The organism is Tianweitania sp. (assembly GCF_032053605.1).
In the GTDB taxonomy this organism is placed as follows: domain Bacteria; phylum Pseudomonadota; class Alphaproteobacteria; order Rhizobiales; family Rhizobiaceae; genus Tianweitania.
The window spans coordinates 1-18,720 of the sequence record NZ_DAMBUH010000070.1 but is presented as its reverse complement, the minus strand read 5'-3'; the positions used below and the strand labels follow the sequence as shown (position 1 = coordinate 18,720).

Sequence of the window (18,720 nt, the reverse complement as noted above, 5' to 3'; positions counted from 1 at the left end):
GGCGGCCGCATTGTGGAAGCGGCGGATGCTTTTCGTGCAGCCGGCCTCGCTCCCGTCCAGCTCGCCGCCAAGGATGGTCTCGCCATCGCCAACGCGTCGGCCGTCACCACAGCGATGGCAGCGCTTTCGCTGGATAGCTTGAGCGACCTCCTGCGCCTGCATATCGCCACGGGCGCGCTGGCCTTCGAAGGCTATGGTGCAAACCCTCGCATCTTCGATCCCCGCTTGGCAGATATTCGCCCGGCAGCCGGCCAGAGCGACGCAGCAGTGCTTTTCCGCCACGCGTTGGACGGCAGCAGCCTCCATGCACCGCAGCCCGGGCGCAAGGTGCAGGATGCCCTTTCCTTCCGCACTTTGGCGCAGGTCACCGGCACGACGCTCGCCGCCTATGCCGCCGCCTCCCGGGAGGTCGAAATCGAACTGAATGGCGCAGCCGACAATCCGCTGGTGCTGGTGGAAGACGAGGAAATTCACTCGGCCGCAAACTTCCACACACCGGCAATCGCACTCGCCTTCGATACGCTCGCCATCAGCCTTGCCCATCTCGCGACGGCTTCGGCGCAGCGTTCGATCAAGCTGATGACGGGGCGCTTGTCCGGGCTGCCCAACTATTTGTCACCGGCCGGCGGCGCGTCGGCTGGCTTCGTACCCATGCAAAAAGCTCTGGCGGCACTCCAGGTCGAGATCCGGCTCAAGGCAGCACCCGCCAGCCTCGATGCGCTTTCCGTGTCCGATACGGTCGAGGATGTGGCGCCGATGACGCCGCTGACGATCACCAAGCTCGACGAGCAGATCGCTTTGTGCCGCTGGATGATCACGCTGGAAGCGATGTTTGCGGCACAAGCCTGCAGCCTTCGCGCACAAGGAGAACCGGATCAGCACCTCGGCGCGGTGGCCGGTTGGCTGCAAACGCGGATCCGCGCGAATGTGCCTGCGCTGGAAGAGGATCGCGAAACCGGACCGGACGCGCAGATGCTGCATGAGCGGCTTTGGTGTGCCGAGACGGCGGAAGCCATGCGCGCGCTTTTCAGCGGCGCCAGTTCGCACCTGGCTTGACCTCGACCGCTTGCGCGACAAGTGCCCGCCTTGCTGTTGGAATGGAGACGAACATGCTGATTTGCCTGGAACTTGGCGGCAGCTTCGGTCAAGCGCCGGACTGGACGATCGACGGCGTCCAGCGCGTTGTCCAGATGGCCGAGGCAGGCGGCGTGGACTTCGTAATCATGCCGGACACGATCGCCAAGCCCGATGGAACAAGCGGCTGGCCGGACGCCACGATCCTGCTCGGGTTTCTCGCCGCTTCGACGCAGCGCATCGGCCTGATCGCGGCAACCTCCACCGGCGGCCACCAGCCCTACAATCTCTCACGGCGCCTTGCCTCACTCGACCAGATCAGCCACGGCCGGATCGGTTGGTGCGTGACATTTGACCAATCAGCCGCGGAGGACGCCGCCTTCAGCGCGCCTATCCGCATGCCGGGTGGCAACACGCCGGTGCGCATCGCTGAGTTCACGCGCGTTGTGGAAGGTCTGTGGCATGGCTGGGACGCCGATGCCGTGGTGATGAACAAGCAATCAGGCCAGTTCATCGATCCGAGCCGGATGCATTACCTCGACCACCAAGGCGCGTTCTTTTCCGTGCGCGGACCGTTGAACATCATGCGCTCACCACAAGACCGCCCGATCCTGATGCTGCGTGCGGATGATCGGCCTGCTATCGGAGAGGTCGCTGATCTCGCCGACATCGTCCTCTTCGAGGGCGACGTACCTCCTCATGGCAAAGCAAAGCACCTGCGCATGATCAATGCTGGCGCCTTTACCAGGGAACAGCGACGGGCGGATGCAGACGGGATTGTTCTACGCCTTCGCTCTCCCGAGGAAGCCGAAACAGTGCTGCAAACCCTCTCGACCAGCGCGGGCACTCGGCATGCCTCCACCACTCTCCGCAGCCGCCTGGAAGGAGCCGCTTGATGCGCGCGCAGATGAAGCTCGGCGCCTTTCTGATGCCAACCGGCCACCACATCGCCGCTTGGCGTCACCCGGATGCCGCCGCCGACATGGGCCTTGATGTCGATCAGTATATCCGCGTGGCGCAAACAGCAGAGAAGGCCGGCTTCGACCTCGTTTTCCTTGAGGACGCTGCTGGCTTGCGCGATGCGAACACCCGGACTGCGAGTCAGACAGCGCGTTCGATCGGCTTCGAACCGCTGAGCCTGCTGGCCGCCATCGCCGCACAAACCAGCCGCATCGGTCTCGTGGCAACCGCCTCGACATCCTATAACGAGCCCTATGCGCTTGCCCGTGCCTTTGCCACGCTCGACCTGTTGAGCGGCAGCCGCGCCGGCTGGAACCTGGTGACATCCGCAAGCGAGATCGAAGCCGCGAATTTTGGCGCGGAAGGTCTGCGCAAGCATGTCGATCGCTATCATCGCGCCGACGAATTTGCTGATGTCGTGGCGCGGCTCTGGAACCCGGCTGACCGATCCGCGCCGCTCAATCACAGCGGCGAGCACTTCATCGTACAGCAGGGTCTGGGGCTCACCGCCTCACGGCAGGGCAAGCCGGTGATGGTGCAAGCCGGTGCCTCCGATGTCGGCCGCGACCTGGCCGCCCGAACCGCCGATGTCGTGTTCACGGCCGCACAGACCATCGACAGCGCGAGAAGCTTCTATGACGATGTGAAAGCCCGCACCCGCGCCGTGGGGCGGAATCCCGACCACATCAAGATCATGCCCGGCGTGTCACCGATCGTTGCGGCAACACGCGAAGAAGCTCAGGCCAAGCTCGACGCCCTACAAAATCTGATCCCCGATGAGGTCGGCCTGTCGCTTCTCGCCAGCTATCTGGCCACCGATGCACTCAAGGATCTGCCGCTCGACGGTCCGCTGCCAAACCTGGAGGTCACGCAAGGCATGCAGAGCCGTCAGGCGCTCGTCGTGGAACAGGCCCGGCGCGACAACCTCACGATCCGCGAAGTCGCTCGTCACTTTGCCGGCGCACGCGGCCATTGGCGTCTGGTCGGCACCGCGCAGGATATCGCAGACGAGTTGGAAGCCTGGTTCACCGGCGGCGCCTGCGACGGCTTCAACGTCATGCCCGCCTTTTTCCCGGGCGAACTCCACAGCTTCGTCGAGCTCGTCATCCCCGAACTGCGGCGCCGCGGGCTTTTTCGACAGGCTTACGAAGGCGATACGTTACGCGCCAATCTCGGACTTGACGCCTGACGTGTTTGTTGAAGCGCCGGCTGAGGCAGGCGCTTCAACACCCGGCTGGATCAATCCCGGGCAGTTGCTTCCACTAAGGCCTCGCCAACGCGCTTCGGCCCCGGGAAATACTCCCACTCGTGGACATGCGGATAGGGCGTGTCCCAGCCGGTTACACGCAGCACCGGTTTTTCCAGATGGTAGAAGCAGCGCTCCTGCACTTCAGCCGCCAGTTCCGCGCCGAAGCCGGAAGTGCGGGTCGCTTCATGCACCACAACGCAGCGGCCGGTTTTTTCGACCGAAGCGACGATCGCGTCGATATCGAGCGGCACCAGGGTACGCAAGTCGATGATTTCCGCGTCGATCCCGGTATCCTGCGCAGCAACCTCGGCCACATGCACCATCGTGCCATAGGCAAGAACGGTCACGGCTGATCCCTCGCGCCGGATCACGGCCTTGCCGATCGGCACGGTATAATGTTCGTCCGGGACATCCGACAGCGGATGCTTGGACCAGGGCACGACCGGCCGATCATGATGACCATCGAACGGGCCATTATAAAGCCGCTTGGGCTCGAGGAAGATGACGGGATCGTCGTCCTCGATCGCCGAAATCAGCAAGCCCTTGGCATCATAGGGGTTTGACGGAATGACCGTCTTCAGGCCGGCAACATGGGTAAACAGCGCTTCCGGGCTCTGGCTGTGCGTCTGGCCGCCGAAGATGCCGCCGCCGCATGGCATCCGCACCACCATCGGCGCGGTAAAATCCCCGGCAGAGCGAAAGCGCAGACGCGCGGCTTCCGAAACGATCTGGTCATAGGCGGGATACATGTAGTCGGCGAACTGGATCTCGGCGATAGGCCGCAACCCATAGGCGCCCATCCCGACGGCAGCACCCACGATGCCGGTTTCCGAAATCGGCGTATCAAAGCAGCGGGACGTGCCATATTTCTTCTGCAGCCCTTCAGTGCAGCGAAACACGCCGCCGAAGAAGCCGACATCCTCACCGAACACCACAACGCGATCATCGCGCTCCATGGAAAGGTCAATGGCGCTGCGGATCGCCTCGATCATTGTGCGAGAAGGCATAAGCTCAATATCCCAGCTTCTGGCGCTGTTCGCGCAGGTGACGCGGCACGTCCTTGTAAACGTCCTCGAACATGGTGGCGGGACTCTGCTTTGGCCCATCATGCAGCGTGCCTGAGCGCCGCGCTTCCTGAGCGGCTGCCGCGATCTCCTGATCGAGCTCGGCTTCGAGCTGCACGGATCGCTCCTCGCTCCACTCGCCTCGGCTCACCAGATGCGCTTTCAGCCTGGTAATCGGATCGCCGAGCGGCCAGGCGGCGGATGCATCCTTTGCCCGATACTTGCTGGGATCATCCGAAGTCGAATGCGGCGCGACGCGATAGGTCACCCACTCGATCAGGGTCGGCCCGAGATTGCGCCGTGCCCGCTCCACGGCCCAGCTCGCAACCGCATTGACCGCAAGATAATCGTTACCGTCCACACGCAGCGACGGAATGCCATAACCATGCGCGCGCGCGGCAAAGGTCGTCCGCTCACCGCCAGCCATCGATTGCGGCGAGGAGATTGCCCACTGATTGTTGACGACGTTGAGGATGATCGGAGGTCGGTAGACCGAGGCAAAAACCAGCGCGGCGTGAAAGTCGCTTTCAGCGGTCGACCCGTCACCGATCCAGGCCGCTGCCACCTTCGTGTCGTTGCGGATGGCGGACGCCATGGCCCAACCCACCGCCTGAATATACTGCGTGCCCAGATTGCCGGAGATCGAGAAGAAGCCGGCTTCCTTGGCCGAATACATCACCGGCAGCTGACGGCCCTTGATGCGGTCGGCCGAATTGGACAGGATCTGGTTGATCATGTCGACCACCGGCCAATCCTGCGCGATGAGGAGGCCCTGCTGGCGGTAGGTCGGAAAATTCATGTCGCCTTTTTGCAGCGCAGACTGGAAGGCGCAGGCGACGGCCTCCTCTCCCGTGCATTGCATATAAAACGACGTAAGGCCCTGCCGCTGCATGCGCATCATGCGTTGGTCATAAGCGCGCGTCTTCATCATGGCGCGCAACCCGCCGCGCAGAGCATCAGTGTCTAGCGCCGGCGCCCACTCGCCTTTGGCTGAGCCGTCATCATCCAGCACGCGGATCAGCGAGTAAGCCAAATCTCGGATATCCTGCGGATCGGCATCGACCGGCGGACGCCGCACGGCACCGGCCGGCGACAGGCGCGACGTATCGACAGGCGCATTTTCCTCGCGCGACGGCGGCGCCGGCACATGAAGCGAAAGCGGAGCGAAATCACTCACAGCAGAACCTCCCATTCGGTAGTGCGGATGCCATGTCGAAGCGCCGCATCAGACCAGCATAAGCCGACGCAGCCCGTGGATCGAGCAAAGAACGGATCAAGGCTGTCCTCCCCAGCATTTTCAGTGATCCTACTGGTGCGGACAACAAGGAACTTTCTTTTTCTCCTCGTTCATGGTCACTCAAACAGGATAATCGTCTCCCTTGAGGTGCTAGCATGGAAGACTCTTCTGCACGATCGAAGCGCGCGAAACGCAGCCAGATCGACGCGACAGACCGGCGAATCCTTTCCGCCCTCCTGAATGACGGCCGTCTGACCAACAGCGATCTCGCCACCCGCGTCGGCCTATCCCCCTCACCCTGCTGGAACCGCGTCAAGCGCCTCGAAAGCGAAGGCATCATCGAGCGCTATGTCGCGGTTGTCGACAACGGCGCTCTCGGGCTGCGCGATGTGGTCTTCGTGGAAATTACGTTGGACAAGCACGAGGAAGAGGTTCTCGAACGCTTCGGCCAAGCCCTCACACGCATTCCGGAAGTGCTCGAAGCCAACCTTGTTACCGGCGAATACGACTATCTCGTCAAAGTCGCGGTGGCTGATACAGCCGACTACGAGCGCTTCCTGCGCCAGCACCTCTACAAGATCGGCAACATCCGCCAAACGCGCTCCACCTTTTCGCTGCGGACGCTGAAGCGAGCGGAGTCGGTTGATCCCGTGAGACTTGGCGAGCGCTGACGCCGGTCATATGCACCGTAGAACTCAGGCCATATCGGCAGGGTTTGGACATAGGTCGTCATCCTCCCGGGTGATCCTGTCTGCTTTTGAATGCCGCATCCATCATCGCTGGCACTGAAGACCTTGCCAGCTTGCCCGTGCACGTTAGCTCGTGACGATGGCACCCACCGGTTCGTTCGATCTTTCGCGCTTCCTTGATGCTCAAGCCGGCACTTACGCTTCGGCTCTTTCGGAGTTGCGAGGTGGCCGCAAGCTTAGTCACTGGATGTGGTTCATTTTCCCGCAGTTGCGTGGGTTAGGTCGATCGCCGATGGCGGAGCGGTACGGCATCATTGGGCTGGCTGAGGCTCAGGCTTATCTGGCCGATTCTGTCCTGGGGTCGCGGCTTGAGGAATGCACGGCCGCCGTTCTGTGCCACCCTCACTTGTCTGTGCATAAGATCTTTGGCTCACCGGATGATTTGAAGTTTCATTCGTCGATGACGCTGTTTTCGCTGGCGGCAGGTGGAGGGTCTGTTTTTCGGGAAGCGCTTGAGGCTTTCTTTTCGGGCAAGATGGATAATGGGACGCTGCGGCTGCTGAAGCTGGAGCCAGATGCGTAGTCATCGGTCGCGCCAGCTGAGCGTATAATATGTGCTGCCAAAGTGTGGCGAAGGTGGCGGCTTTCAGCAAGACATCAAGATAACGTGGTGGCCGCTTCAATAACGAGATTTGCCTGCTTGTCTAACTAGCCCACAACTCATCAACCAGCGTTTCAAGCCATACGGCGCCGCGGTCGGCGGCTTGTGGTGCGTAGATCGAACGAATTGCGTCGGTGTCTATCGAACGTGCTACGGAAAGAAGGTCGTTCCAGGAAGAAAAATCGCCTGGCCAGCGTGGAGCACTGATGGCAGCGCCGAGTTGCACCAGGCTTTCCGCTTTCCGAACCTGCTCACCGAAGTAGCGCCATTCCGGCATGATCACGAGCTTTTGGCCGATCCGGGCGACTTCGTGGATGGTGTTGTCGCCTGCGGACGCAATCACGATGTCCGCTGCAGCCAGGTAGTCGGTGACATTCTCGACCCAACCAAGTTCACGAAGGTTGGAGAAGTCTGTTTCATGTCCTTCGCGATGAGTCGGCCCAATTGTGAGCCAGAGGGCATCAGGTGCCGCACGAGCGGCGACCGTGAGCGGAGCGTAGGGCGTGCCGGCACCGCCGCCGCCGGTAACGACCACGATCAGCTCGCGATCGGCATCGAGGCCGAGGCTCCGGCGTGCTTCCTGTTTTGAGGGCACGTCGGTCAGCGTTGTGCAGAGACCGCCGGTATACAAGGTCTTGGCACGCAGATAGGCGGGATAGTCGTCCTGCTCCAGGCGCTCGTCAAAGGGCGCGAGCATACCGACGGCTGCTTCATAGGCGCCGATATGGCCGATATCGGAGCGGTCGCCGTGCATCCGGATCTGCACGGACGGAACGCTGGCGATACGGGACAAGAGACCGATTTCTGCTGAAACATCCACCACCAGAAGACCGCTTTGGCGATCGTCGAGATGATCGAGGATCAGGCGCATGGTTCGCCGCATTTCGGCGAGACCGAGCGGCACGCAATGCATGACTTGCGGCGTCGGTTCGGCATAAAGCCGTGCCGTGGGAACCGCAGCGCCGATCATGTTCGGAAGGGTGATGATCTCGATGTCACGCTTGAAGCCTGCGAAAAGTTCGGGTCCAGCCGTCAGAACCGAGACCGGCCGGTCCTCGGAGAATTGGGCGATCAACGCCATTGCGCGATTGGCATGCCCTCGGCCTTGATGATGGACGAAAAAGGAGATCGGCTTCTTCAATGACTGGTCTTTCAAGTTGATGACTTCCGGTTCCGGCAAGATGATGCCAGGAAGCCAAGAGTCCAGATGACCGTCCTACATTTCGGGTGAGAGATCATCATCGTGCCGGAGGCTGCAGCTTTGGAAAACGACATCCCCCGTTCGGTCGCCATCGTCGGCAACGCACCTGATTTGCACTCGCTCAGCAGCGCCGATCAAATTGATGCTGCCGAGTGGGTTGTTCGTTTCAACAACGCTTCCGGGTTCGGTACGTGGTCGGGCAAACGGGTAACGCATCTGGCGCTTGTCAATCATGGCGGCCAAATGGAGGAGTGGCTGAGCGATGCCACTTTCGTGCAGCGCCCTGTTGTTCAACAAGCGAGCCACATCCTCTTCCCTTTTCCACGCAAGACCGAGAACCCGAGCGCGCAGGAAAAAGACGGGCGCGATTGGACAGACGCCGCACAATCCTTGTTGGAAAGACCGAAGGTTTCCGTGACCATTCTGCCGGGAACGGTTCATCAAAGCGCAAGACAGCTTCTCGCGTCATCTGAAAATAGGGTCCCAACGCCAAGCACGGGCTTTCTGGTAGCGCTGTTTCTGCTCGGCATGCTTCCGACGCAAACCAGGATTGATGTTCATGGCTTCGGGTTTGAAGGCTGGAGCGGCCACTCCTGGATGGAAGAAAAACGCTGGTTTGAAGAGCAGGCAGACCAAGGAAGACTGACGCTGCATTCCCTGCCCCGAAAAAGTGCTTCATGACCTCGCGCTGCTTTGTTTGTTCCGCATCGATGTGGACCGAAACGAACCGTACCCTGCTTTTTGCCGGCGGAATCGAGCGGAGGTTCGAGCTTGCATGCGGGTCATGCGGGGTGCTGGTCGACGATCCCTCGGCGGGGACCCGTGACCTGCATCATTTGAAGACAAGAACAGCACAAGGCCATTACGTTTCCGATGCCGATGCTGGCTATGGCCTGGACATCTACACGCTTCGAACGGCTGCAACGCGTTTCGGGAGAGCCGTTATCCCCTTGGAGCCGGATCAGGAACACGCGTTGTGCAACCCGCACGGCAACCTGGCAGCCGACGCGTCGATCATCGATGTCGCACAAATCGAACCAACGGCACTTTCGCTGGGGATCCTTTGTCGTGCGGAAGACGTCACTGACGTGCTGGACCGCCACGCCGAACACAGCGCATGGGCGCGCGAGATGGTCGTGATGGCGGATGCCCCCGCCGCGCCTGCCTCGATCATTTCAGACGCCAGGTTCGGCAAGATGGTCGTGCGGCTTGTGCCACGGCCCCTCGCGGGAGATTTCGCGGCGCAGCGAAACGCCTTGCAGGCGGCATCATCCTGCGCTTGGCAGATTCAACTTGATGCGGACGAGACGTTTCCGGTTTCGCAAGGTGAAAACTTGGCCAAGTTTGCCTCGCTGGCCGATCGGCAAGGCGTCGTTTCGATCGGACTTCCACGCCGCAACCTGGTTGATGGCGTTTTGTCGACGCTTTATCCCGACACCCAGTACCGGCTGAACCGGCGCGAGCTTCGCTTCGCCGGCAGCGTGCATGAACGTCCGGTGCGTCCATGGCAGAAAAGCTTCATTGCCTTGAACGCTGCCATCGACCACCACTTGACGCGAAGCCATGTTCTGGCGCGATCGAAGCACTATGAGGCGCTTGCGCCGGGCGAAGGTCGGCTCGACGAGATGCGAACCCTGCTTGAACCCTATCGTGCTTGATAGGCCGCGACCGCTTTCTGGTAGAGCGCCAGCGTTTCACGACCGAGCGTTTCCCTGTTGAAGCGGCCTGCCGCCTCCAACGCCTTCTTGCGCAACGTGTTTCGCAGGTCCGGATCGTTGAGAACCGGACGGATCGCAGCAGCAAGCGCGTTACCCGTATTGCGCTCCGCCATGATGCCGGCACCGGTCATGCCAACAAACACCCGCGCGCTGGCATCTTCGCTGGACGCGATCATCGGTCGCCCATAGGCGAGACCTTCTTGGTAAACGAGGCCAAAGCTTTCGTAGCGTGAAGGAGCCAGAACCGCATGCGCCGCTTCATAGAAGCCCGCAAGTGCCGTTTCATGCACGCGTCCCACTGGCTTTAGGCATTTTCGATCTTCCTGGTCCAGTCCAGGCGGGAGGTCGTCCGGCGCAATGCCGACGAGGTCGACAACAAAGGCGGGTATCGCGCCTTTTAGGGCTTCAACGCGCAGAATGGAAACGGCTTCCAGGATCGTGTCGAAGCCTTTGCGATGTTCGGCACGACCAACAAAAAGCAGACGAATGGGAGACGCGGTTCCGGAAGGGTAAGTCGCGTGTGCGGCTCTTTGCAGGCTGTCGGGCGAAAGGCTCAAGCCTATGACCGCATGGGGTTGATCATCGACCTGCAACCGGTAGTGCTCTTGCATGCGCTGACCGTGATCATCCGTATTGGAAATAAGGGCAGCGCTGCCTTGAGCCTGTTTTCGTTCCAGACGGTCGGCCGCCCAAGCGTCTACCCGATCACGCATCGAACCCGGATTGTCGCGTGAGAAGGCTGCGGGGGTCGAGTTACGGGTCACGACGGGAAGGCATGACACGAGCAGACTTGCCGGCGCGTACCAGTTGGTGGCTTCAAGCACATCGAACGGGCGCCGCTTATGCTCGGCAAGGACCGCCTGGCGAAAGGCTGAAGGCGCAGCCATATGGCCAATACCTCCGAAGAGCCTGAGCTTGGCAAGCATGGCCTTTTCCGGAATGGCGCAGCCGATGAGTTGCACACCGTTGACCATCTCGCGTCCGGTCCGGTCCATCGTGAACACGGTCGCATCTGCGCCCGCTTCAGCAAGGCTTTCGGCGATTTCGCGCGCTGCCGTTGACAGGCCGCTCGGGGATGGCGGGTAGTCCCACGCCAGAAGTGCCGTGCGCATCAGCGGCCAAGAAGCTTGTGGTAGAGAGATAGGTAATCCCTTGCCATTCGATCGGAGGTAAAGCGCTCTTCGAAGCGGTTCCGGACGCGAGCGCGATTGAGCGTGTGGAGGCGCTGGATTGCCGACACAGCCTCCGCTTCACTTTCTACGATGAAGCCCGTGACGCCGTCCTCGACGATTTCGGGCACACTCCCCTTTCGCCAGGCTATCACGGGTGTTCCACACGCCATGGCTTCGATCATCACCAGCCCGAACGGCTCGGGCCAGTCGGTCGGAAACAACAAGGCGTCGGCGCCGGCAAGCAGCCGACCCTTTTCGCGGTCGCCCAGCGGACCGACATAAACAGCCTCATCTGATAACAACGGCCGCACTTCATTGTCGAAGTAGCGGGGATTGCCGACATCGATGGTGCCCGCCAGGCGAATGGGCCGACCGGCGGCCCTGGCGGCGCGAATGGCCCGGTCCGGCCGTTTTTGATCCGTCATTCTTCCAACAAAAGCCAAGTAGCCTTCGCTCTGTGAAGAAAACGCATAACGATCGCGTTCGATGCCGTGATGCACCACACCCGCGCGATTGGGTTGCGGAATGCCGCTCTCCTGCGCGGCCGAGATCGCGGCAACCGGAAGATCGGGAAATCGCGAGAAGAAAAGTTCGCGATCGAGCTCGTCCACACGCCAATGGATCGTCGTTACGCTCTGCCCACGGCGCTCGCCCAAAACAACGGCATGCGCAAACTCACCGTGACAGTGAATGATGTCGAACTGATCGAGGCGCGTTCTCAGATCCTCCAACCGCGCAGCCTCCAAGACCGCCGGTATCGATGGAGGAACGGAACCCTGTTTTGCTTCAAGGAATGACAAACTTGGCAGGAGCCCGACCCGTTTGACCTCAACGGTACTGTCAGACGGCGCAAGAAGCGTTACGTTCACGCCTAAGCGTGTCAGCGCGACGGACAAATCGTTGATGATCCGCTCGGTGCCTCCATGATCTTTTGGAGGCACGGGGAAGATGGTCGGTGCGACTTGCGCAACGCGCAAGGGTTTTTGCCGATCAGGCATAGCGTCTCTGTTTGTGGGGTTTTGAGTTGCGAGCTAGCGGGTAATGTTCATCTTGCATGTGGCACTTCAAGGGTGTCTGCGCGGTCATGATGTCGAATATGGCATCACAGCTGACACCGGGGGCCACATCCGCTACCTGCTCGACCCCGTTGAAGCCTCCGCAAAATCACCGCTCATCGATCGTGTTGTTATCGCCACACGGCATTTTGGCAGCGAACATGGCATGAGCTATGCGCAACCTCGTGAGCAGGTCAGCGCCAAGGTCGAGATCGTACGATTTCCCACGACATCCAAGATTTATCTCGCAAAAGAAGACCTCCACACCGAAACGCAGTCCTTCGCCGGGGCGCTAGCGGGGTTCATCGAAGGTGAGCCGACTAAGCCGGACATGATCCATGCGCATTATGCGGATGCCGCAGTGGTCGCGGAGATCGTTCAGGACCGGCTCGGCATTCCGTTCATCTTCACGGCGCATTCGCTCGGCCGTGTGAAGAAGCATGCGGTGCAATCGGATGGCTCGGATTGGCGTGGATTGGCCGAACGGATCGCCGCAGAGGAAATGGCCGCCGCCAAAGCCAGCGCGATCATCGCATCATCGCGTGACGAGGCCGAGGTGCAATATGCTCATTACGACCATTACGCGCCGGGCCATATCCGCGTTCTTCCGCCCGGCAGCGATCTGGAGCGCTTTGCCAATGCTCACTCCACTAAGGATGTTCGTGGCGCCATAGATCGTTTCCTGGTTGATGCCACTAAGCCGCAGCTTTTGGCGATCGCGCGCCCGGTTCGCAAAAAGAACCTTGCCGCCCTTGTTACAGCGTTTGGCGAAAGTGCTGAACTTCGCGAACGGGCCAATCTCGTTCTGATCGCCGGCTCGCGAGACGACTACACCGATCTGGATGGGGACATGGCGGACACTGTCCGCGACCTTCTTCATCTGATCGACCGATACGATCTCTACGGTTCGGTAGCGTATCCGAAGACCCATCGCTCTGAAGACATTCCGGCCATTTACGCCTATGCGCGTGAAAGGCGTGGCATCTTCGTCAACCCTGCCCTGAACGAGCCATTTGGCCTGACCTTGCTTGAAGCCTCGGCGGTCGGTCTGCCGATCATCGCAACCGATTCCGGCGGGCCGAACGATATCGTCGAGATGTGCCGCAACGGTGTTCTGGTTGATCCCCGCTCGCCGAAGGCCATCACGCAAGCGGCCTTGAGCATCCTGGATGATCAACAACTCTGGGATCGTTTCGCATCGCAAGGGCGCATTGCCGTCAAGAACTACGATTGGACCCGCCATGCCAGCCGCTATCATGGCCTCATCCAGTCCTTGCTGACGCCCAAGCCTTTGGTCAGCCGGCCTTCGCAACTGCTGATCTGCGATATCGATAATACGCTGGTTGGCTGCGAAGATTGCATGCAGGTCTTCGGCGACTGGCACAGCAAGGAAGACCAACTTGCCTTTGGCGTTGCGACAGGACGCTCGTTTCATAGTGCCATGGCCATCCTCGAACAGCAGGACGCGCCGCGTCCCCAGGTCATGATCACGTCCGTTGGATCGGAAATCTACCATCTCGACCCAAATGGCACGACCTACAGCGCCGATCTCGAATGGCGTGCGATCGTATCGAGAGGTTGGAACCGTGAAGCGGCTCACGAGGCTCTGCTCGACCTCGAGGGCATCCACCCCCAGGCGCCACTCGAACAGCGCTCCCACAAGCTGAGCTACTTCAGCGATGGCAGTGCAGGTGTCGTGCAGCGGGTGAAAGCGAGGCTTGAAGCAAGGAACTTGCGCTGCTCGGTTATCCATAGCCATGCCCGGTATCTCGACATCCTGCCGATCCGCGCATCGAAAGGCACCGCCGTGGATTTCGTGCGTAACCGCTATAGCCTGTCCAAGGATGCCGTCTTTGTGGCGGGAGATTCCGGTAACGACATAGAGATGCTCCGCACCATGCCGCAGGCCATCATCGTCGCGAATTTCTCGGACGATCTCGCCAATCTTCCCTCGCTCGCGCATTCCTATGTGGCACGTGAAAAATATGCGCGCGGCATCATCGAAGGCGTTCTGCACTTCCGCAATCAGTCGAGAGAGACATGCGCACCAGCGTCCTGACCCTCGTTCGCGGACGCAGAACCCATCTCATCAACCTCCTGAAGAGCATCGCACTGCAAACCACGCCGCCGGACGAACTGGTCATCGCGTGGATGCAGGAGGCACCACACGACGATCTACCCGACCCGGAATGCCCGGTTCGGCATGTTCTGGTGCCGGGCGATCCACTCCCGCTCGCAGCGGCTCGTAACCGGGCAGCGGAAGCGGCCCGTGGAGACCTTCTCGTCTTCCTCGATGTCGACTGCATCGCAAGTCCCGGCGTCGTCGGCGCTTATCAGAAGGCAGCGGGCGAACAGGAAGGATTGTTTCTCGGCGAGGTCTTCTACCTTCCTGCCAAAGCCGTTGGCGACACGCTTGATTTTGCAGCACTCGATCAGACGGGAGCGCCGCATCCTGCAAAGCCGCCAATCCCGTCAATGGGGGTCAGGGAAGAACCAGACGCCGGAGAGCTTTGGGGTTTGTCGTTCGCTCTGCCACGCGCAAGCTACCTGGACATCGGCGGCATGGACGAGGCCTTCGTTGGTTACGGCGGCGAGGAAACGGATTTTGCACGCAGGCTGGCGGCTGCTGGCCTGCCCTTCTTCTGGACAAGCGGCGCCCGCTGCTACCATCAGCACCACCCGATCTCCGTGCCGCCCTTGCAGCACTTCGACCACATTCTGCGAAACGCCAAACTCTTTTATGCACGTCACGGTCGATGGTGCATGGATTATTGGCTTGGGCAATTCAACGAGCGTGGCTTGATCCGATGGTCGAGCCAAAGCACACAGATCGAACGCCTTCGCGAGCCCTCGGCCGCTGAAATCGTTGAAGCGCAGCAGGGCGATAGCCGCCTGTTCAGCTGACGTTGCCTTACCCGGTCCGAGAGCCTACCCGGAAAGTCGAATGCATGATTGATGACCCAAGAGGCTTCGGCCCAAAGAAGCGTGCCCTCGTCGCTGCGTTTTCTGACGACCTGCGCCAGGCGGTGCATGGGCTCGCAGAAGACGACTTTCGGGCCGTCTTACCTATCCTGGTTGAGCATGGTCTTTTGCAGCGCTTCGTTTCGCCTGTTGAACAGGGCGGCTATCGGTATACTGGCGACTGGAAATCGGTGCTTGGCTGCCTGAGCAAGATCGGCGGCATTGATCTGAGTACTGCCCGGCTGCTCGAAGGCCATTTGAACGTGCTGCAACTGGTTGCGCTTTATGGCAGCGCCGCGCAGCAGAACTTCGTCCTTGAAACCGTTCAGAACGGTGGGATGCTCGGCGTCTGGGGTGCAGACGGCAAGGAGCCCGTCAGGCTGGATGGTGTTGAAGGGACAAGCGCATGGCGCATCCGCGGGTCGAAGCGCTATGCGTCCGGAGCAGGCATTCTTCGTGCCGCACTCGTGCCCATCAGCCAGAAAGACGGTCCCATGCAGCTTTTGCTTCTACCCGTCGATGATCCCTCGCGAGTGGATCTGTCTTCCTGGCATTATCGCGGCATGCAACGCACGGCATCCGGTACGTACAGCTTCGAGAATTTGACCCTCGGCCCTGAGGCCTTCGTTGGACAGCCCGACTGCTATCGTCGTGAACCCTGGTTCGTGGGCGGCATATGGCGTTGCGCGGCCGCGCAGCTGGGCGCCATCGAAGCAATCGTCAGGATCATTGCAAGGGAGTTGAACGACAACGGCCGTGCCGAGCATCCTCTGCAACGGGCACGAATCGGCCGCGCCATCATGCAGGCACGAACAGCGCGTTTGTGGATCGAGGATGCCGCGCAACGCGTTGAAACCACCATGCCGGATGCCCATACGGACGAAATCGCCCAGACGGTGGCTTTGTCCGCCTATTCCAGGCTGGTCACGGAAGAAGCCGCGATGAGCGTCATCGATCTCGCCGAGCGAGCCCTTGGCTTGGGTTCGTTCGAAACCTCGCATCCGGTTGAGCGGCTCACCCGCGATCTGGCCGTGTATATACGCCAAGCCAACCCGGACGCCGTGTTGCTGCAGCACGGCCGTGTCCTGGCGAGCGGTCTTTGATCATGGCCGCATCGACCATGGGTCAATGGAACGCCGTTATGCGCGCCGCACCCGTCGCGCCTGTTTCGAGATTGGTCGGCAGCGGCGGGCTGGTTGTGCTTGCCCCACATCCCGACGACGAAACGTTGGGCTGTTCGGCGTTGTTTATCGAAGCGGGGCGTTCGAAACGCAGGCTCGGGCTGGTCGCGTTGACCGATGGCGGCAGCTCTCATCCTGGCTCCGCGCTTTTTCCGCCCGACAACCTCGGAGCAATCAGGCGCGAAGAACAAAGAGCCGCCATGCGCATGCTCGGCTGCGACCATGTCGAGCATTTGCGCCTCGGTCTTCCCGACGGGGGATCAGGGAGGCACCCTGAGCGAGCGGCTGCAGCAGCCGCCGTTGCCGAACTCTGCGAACGATTAGGTGCAACCGCTCTCGCAGCACCGCATGCCGATGATCCCCACCCCGATCACGCGACGGCGGCAGCCATCGCGCTGGAAGTTCGCACCATCATACCGACCCTCCGAATCCTTTTCTACGAGGTTTGGACCTGCCGGCTGGAAGACGATGTTGCCTGCCAGACGGAAGGCATGACGGCTTTCAGGGTAGAAACCGAGCCTAAACTCAAGGCTCGCGCCATCGCCTGTCATGCAAGCCAGCTAGGCAAGGTCGTGCCGGACAGTCCCAGCGGCTTCGTTCTTCCCGCCTGGTTCATTGATCATCATACGCAGCCACTCGAGCGAATTTCGTGGCTTGAGCTTCCTGGATCCCTCCCCGGCCCGGATCACTTTGCCCGGCTTTACGCAGATGATGGCGATCCCTGGCATGTGCGCAGCTCCGCCTATGAAAGGCAGAAGCGCGAGTCAGTTGTTTCGCTGCTGAGCGAAACACGGCACGGAACACCGTTCCGACGATCGCTTGAAGCGGGTTGTGGCGAAGGACACCTTTCCGGAGCCTTGCTTCAGGCCGGGCTGGTGCAAACCGCCGTTGGCTTCGACCGCGATCCAGCGATCATCCAACGCGCCCAAAATTTCGGATGGGGGGAGCAGGCACACTTCACGACAGGCAGCATGCCGGCCGACATGCCTGATGGTTCCTTCGATCTCGTACTTCTGTCGGAGGTGCTATATTTCCTCGACGAGGGTGCTTTGACAACGCTCGCTGACAATTTGACGACGCGCCTGGCGCCCGACGCGTGCATTGTCGCGGTGTCCTGGCTCGGTTCGACCGGCACTCCGCTTGATGGGCGAACAGCATCCGATTTCTTCCGGTGCGCTCTGGGCCGGACGTTCGAGACACTCAAGTTCGAAGAGACTCCGGAATTTCGGATTGAGCTTCTTCAACGGCGGAAAGCATCTGTCGCAGACCAGGAAGATGCTCAACAAGATCGCTGAGACGCATCCGTGTTCGCTTCAGCATCGCGCTGGTGTCTTCCACCATCTGCCATCCTGCACTGCTTGGAAGCGCCAGAACTGTCTCGGCTGCTGCTTGTGGCAGAAGAAGTGCCTTCAACAAATCGCGCTTCTGCGCGTCCGTTGCCGATCTGAACTGCAGGCAACTTCTCAGGCGAAGAAGAAGCTGCTCCGGCGGCTCAAGCAGTTCGTCAACGACGGGATCAGTCTCGGTGCGGTTGCGCCGCAATTCATCCGACAGCCCACCGCTGGCGCGGCCGAACAGCCGGCACGAGGTCTCGACGCGAGGGCCATCGGAATAGCGAATGCGCAGATCATGCGCCTGACATAGCCTTCGAAGCGCTCGATCCTCGCCGGAAGGCGGCGTTGGAAGTCCGCCAATCCGCTGATACGCATCAGCCCGTAGTGCAAAGTTCGCCCCGCCTATGTTGCCGTGATGCGGCCATGGGTTTTCCTCATCCGGGAAGATGAGCGCTTCGATGAAACGCGACGTTTCTCGATATTCTCGGATGACCGCTTCATGAATTGCATTGGCCTCCGGAAGAACGGCAGTCTCCGAAGCGATGAAACCGATGCGGCCGCAAACCAGATCATAGCCGTGTTCAAACTCCCGCATATAAGCGTTTCGCAGGCCGGGCTGGACGATCGTATCGCCATCGACGGAGAATAGAAGACTAGAAGCGCCGCAGTGCGCCGCAACGTCCATTGCCAAACGTCGTGCTAACGGAGCGCTTCCGGTACCAGGCTTCCACGTACAATCGATCAGAAGCCATCGACGCTTCCACAGCGTCATTCTTTCAAGCGCAATGTCAACCGTCCGGTCTCGACAACCATTGGCTACAAGAACGACGGCGTCACATTCTTCCAACTCGCCGTCCAACGCCTCGAGACATAGGGAAATATGGGCTTGTTCATCGCGCACGGGAATGCACGCGATGAACTTGGCATCGCTGTCAAAATCCATTGTGCCTGATACGCTGCAGCTGGAAACTGGCAGCTTGTGAAGGAAGCGGTTGACCGACGGCATCGCCCTCGGGGAGGCTGGCGTTTGCCGCCGTGTCATTGGCTAGAGTTCAAGCGGTAAGTGTAAGCCATTCGATCACACGCTGAATGTTTACGTTAGTTTAGCGCCATTTCATTCAAACAGAAGGAACCAATGTCGTGTCAGGATAGCGGGCGGCTATG

The 18,720-nt window shown here is 60.5% G+C and carries 17 protein-coding genes; 11 read left to right on the top strand and 6 right to left on the bottom strand.

Going from position 1 to position 18,720, the window contains the following annotated elements:
• The 3 genes from RTX98_RS14690 to RTX98_RS14680 form a co-directional block, all read left to right on the top strand.
• On the top strand, nt 1-1,056 hold a 1,056-nt coding region (locus RTX98_RS14690), incomplete at its 5' end, for an aromatic amino acid lyase (protein WP_312797528.1).
• A gap of 53 nt (nt 1,057-1,109) precedes the next feature.
• A complete protein-coding gene (locus RTX98_RS14685; protein WP_312797526.1) occupies nt 1,110-1,970 on the top strand; it encodes an LLM class flavin-dependent oxidoreductase in 861 nt (286 codons plus the stop codon).
• Nucleotides 1,970-3,223 carry an LLM class flavin-dependent oxidoreductase gene (locus RTX98_RS14680; protein WP_312797524.1) on the top strand — a complete coding sequence of 418 codons (1,254 nt, stop codon included), beginning with the start codon at nt 1,970-1,972 and terminating at the stop codon, nt 3,221-3,223. Before RTX98_RS14685 ends, RTX98_RS14680 begins: the two co-directional genes overlap by 1 nt.
• A 50-nt stretch (nt 3,224-3,273) precedes the next feature.
• On the opposite strand, the gene RTX98_RS14675 is transcribed toward RTX98_RS14680, so the two are convergent.
• The gene (locus RTX98_RS14675) at nt 3,274-4,290 is read right to left on the bottom strand and encodes an alpha-ketoacid dehydrogenase subunit beta (protein WP_312797523.1); all 1,017 of its coding nucleotides are present in this window, start codon (nt 4,288-4,290) and stop codon (nt 3,274-3,276) included.
• Between the two features lie 4 nt (nt 4,291-4,294).
• The gene (locus RTX98_RS14670; protein WP_312797521.1) at nt 4,295-5,524 is read right to left on the bottom strand and encodes a thiamine pyrophosphate-dependent dehydrogenase E1 component subunit alpha; all 1,230 of its coding nucleotides are present in this window, start codon (nt 5,522-5,524) and stop codon (nt 4,295-4,297) included.
• A gap of 215 nt (nt 5,525-5,739) precedes the next feature.
• Between RTX98_RS14670 and RTX98_RS14665 the strand changes: the two genes are divergently transcribed.
• Nucleotides 5,740-6,255 (top strand): Lrp/AsnC family transcriptional regulator, encoded by a 516-nt coding sequence (locus RTX98_RS14665; RefSeq protein WP_189504832.1) that lies wholly within the window; start codon nt 5,740-5,742, stop codon nt 6,253-6,255.
• Nucleotides 6,256-6,412: 157 nt separating this feature from the next.
• A complete protein-coding gene (locus RTX98_RS14660) occupies nt 6,413-6,856 on the top strand; it encodes a DUF1810 domain-containing protein (RefSeq protein ID WP_312797518.1) in 444 nt (147 codons plus the stop codon).
• 121 nt (nt 6,857-6,977) lie between these two features.
• On the opposite strand, the gene RTX98_RS14655 is transcribed toward RTX98_RS14660, so the two are convergent.
• The gene (locus tag RTX98_RS14655; protein WP_312797530.1) at nt 6,978-8,075 is read right to left on the bottom strand and encodes a glycosyltransferase; all 1,098 of its coding nucleotides are present in this window, start codon (nt 8,073-8,075) and stop codon (nt 6,978-6,980) included.
• A 120-nt stretch (nt 8,076-8,195) separates the two neighbouring features.
• Between RTX98_RS14655 and RTX98_RS14650 the strand changes: the two genes are divergently transcribed.
• Nucleotides 8,196-8,816 carry a glycosyltransferase family 29 protein gene (locus tag RTX98_RS14650; protein WP_312797517.1) on the top strand — a complete coding sequence of 207 codons (621 nt, stop codon included), beginning with the start codon at nt 8,196-8,198 and terminating at the stop codon, nt 8,814-8,816.
• 155 nt (nt 8,817-8,971) lie between these two features.
• Complete coding sequence (locus RTX98_RS14645) at nt 8,972-9,793, top strand: hypothetical protein (protein ID WP_312797516.1); 822 nt, start codon at nt 8,972-8,974, stop codon at nt 9,791-9,793.
• Here RTX98_RS14645 and RTX98_RS14640 read toward each other — a convergent pair.
• A complete protein-coding gene (locus tag RTX98_RS14640) occupies nt 9,781-10,965 on the bottom strand; it encodes a glycosyltransferase family 4 protein (protein WP_312797514.1) in 1,185 nt (394 codons plus the stop codon). The genes RTX98_RS14645 and RTX98_RS14640 overlap by 13 nt on opposite strands.
• A complete protein-coding gene (locus RTX98_RS14635; protein ID WP_312797512.1) occupies nt 10,965-12,023 on the bottom strand; it encodes a glycosyltransferase family 4 protein in 1,059 nt (352 codons plus the stop codon). Before RTX98_RS14635 ends, RTX98_RS14640 begins: the two co-directional genes overlap by 1 nt.
• 43 nt (nt 12,024-12,066) lie before the next feature.
• On the opposite strand from RTX98_RS14635, the gene RTX98_RS14630 reads away from it, so the two are divergent.
• From RTX98_RS14630 to RTX98_RS14615, 4 genes are all read left to right on the top strand, one after another.
• On the top strand, nt 12,067-14,139 hold the full coding sequence (locus RTX98_RS14630; protein WP_312797510.1) for an HAD-IIB family hydrolase: 2,073 nt from the start codon (nt 12,067-12,069) through the stop codon (nt 14,137-14,139).
• Nucleotides 14,121-14,984 (top strand): glycosyltransferase family 2 protein, encoded by an 864-nt coding sequence (locus RTX98_RS14625; RefSeq protein ID WP_312797508.1) that lies wholly within the window; start codon nt 14,121-14,123, stop codon nt 14,982-14,984. The genes RTX98_RS14630 and RTX98_RS14625 overlap by 19 nt, the downstream gene beginning before the upstream one ends.
• Before the next feature lie 44 nt (nt 14,985-15,028).
• Nucleotides 15,029-16,144 carry an acyl-CoA dehydrogenase family protein gene (locus RTX98_RS14620; RefSeq protein ID WP_312797506.1) on the top strand — a complete coding sequence of 372 codons (1,116 nt, stop codon included), beginning with the start codon at nt 15,029-15,031 and terminating at the stop codon, nt 16,142-16,144.
• Between the two features lie 71 nt (nt 16,145-16,215).
• Complete coding sequence (locus RTX98_RS14615; protein ID WP_312797504.1) at nt 16,216-17,517, top strand: bifunctional PIG-L family deacetylase/class I SAM-dependent methyltransferase; 1,302 nt, start codon at nt 16,216-16,218, stop codon at nt 17,515-17,517.
• Here RTX98_RS14615 and RTX98_RS14610 read toward each other — a convergent pair.
• The gene (locus RTX98_RS14610; RefSeq protein ID WP_312797503.1) at nt 17,423-18,241 is read right to left on the bottom strand and encodes a hypothetical protein; all 819 of its coding nucleotides are present in this window, start codon (nt 18,239-18,241) and stop codon (nt 17,423-17,425) included. The two genes, RTX98_RS14615 and RTX98_RS14610, sit on opposite strands and share 95 nt — an antisense overlap.
• Between the last annotated feature and the right edge of the window lie 479 nt (nt 18,242-18,720).

What these genes read in the sequence shown, in the direction of transcription:
- RTX98_RS14680 (WP_312797524.1), top strand. Translation starts at nt 1,970, where the DNA reads ATGCGCGCGCAGATGAAGCTCGGCGCCTTTCTGATGCCAACCGGCCAC.
- RTX98_RS14640 (WP_312797514.1), bottom strand. Translation starts at nt 10,965, where the DNA reads ATGCGCACGGCACTTCTGGCGTGGGACTACCCGCCATCCCCGAGCGGC.
- RTX98_RS14665 (WP_189504832.1), top strand. Translation starts at nt 5,740, where the DNA reads ATGGAAGACTCTTCTGCACGATCGAAGCGCGCGAAACGCAGCCAGATC.
- RTX98_RS14625 (WP_312797508.1), top strand. Translation starts at nt 14,121, where the DNA reads ATGCGCACCAGCGTCCTGACCCTCGTTCGCGGACGCAGAACCCATCTC.
- RTX98_RS14685 (WP_312797526.1), top strand. Translation starts at nt 1,110, where the DNA reads ATGCTGATTTGCCTGGAACTTGGCGGCAGCTTCGGTCAAGCGCCGGAC.
- RTX98_RS14635 (WP_312797512.1), bottom strand. Translation starts at nt 12,023, where the DNA reads ATGCCTGATCGGCAAAAACCCTTGCGCGTTGCGCAAGTCGCACCGACC.
- RTX98_RS14675 (WP_312797523.1), bottom strand. Translation starts at nt 4,290, where the DNA reads ATGCCTTCTCGCACAATGATCGAGGCGATCCGCAGCGCCATTGACCTT.
- RTX98_RS14620 (WP_312797506.1), top strand. Translation starts at nt 15,029, where the DNA reads ATGATTGATGACCCAAGAGGCTTCGGCCCAAAGAAGCGTGCCCTCGTC.
- RTX98_RS14660 (WP_312797518.1), top strand. Translation starts at nt 6,413, where the DNA reads ATGGCACCCACCGGTTCGTTCGATCTTTCGCGCTTCCTTGATGCTCAA.
- RTX98_RS14610 (WP_312797503.1), bottom strand. Translation starts at nt 18,241, where the DNA reads ATGGACGTTGCGGCGCACTGCGGCGCTTCTAGTCTTCTATTCTCCGTC.
- RTX98_RS14630 (WP_312797510.1), top strand. Translation starts at nt 12,067, where the DNA reads ATGTTCATCTTGCATGTGGCACTTCAAGGGTGTCTGCGCGGTCATGAT.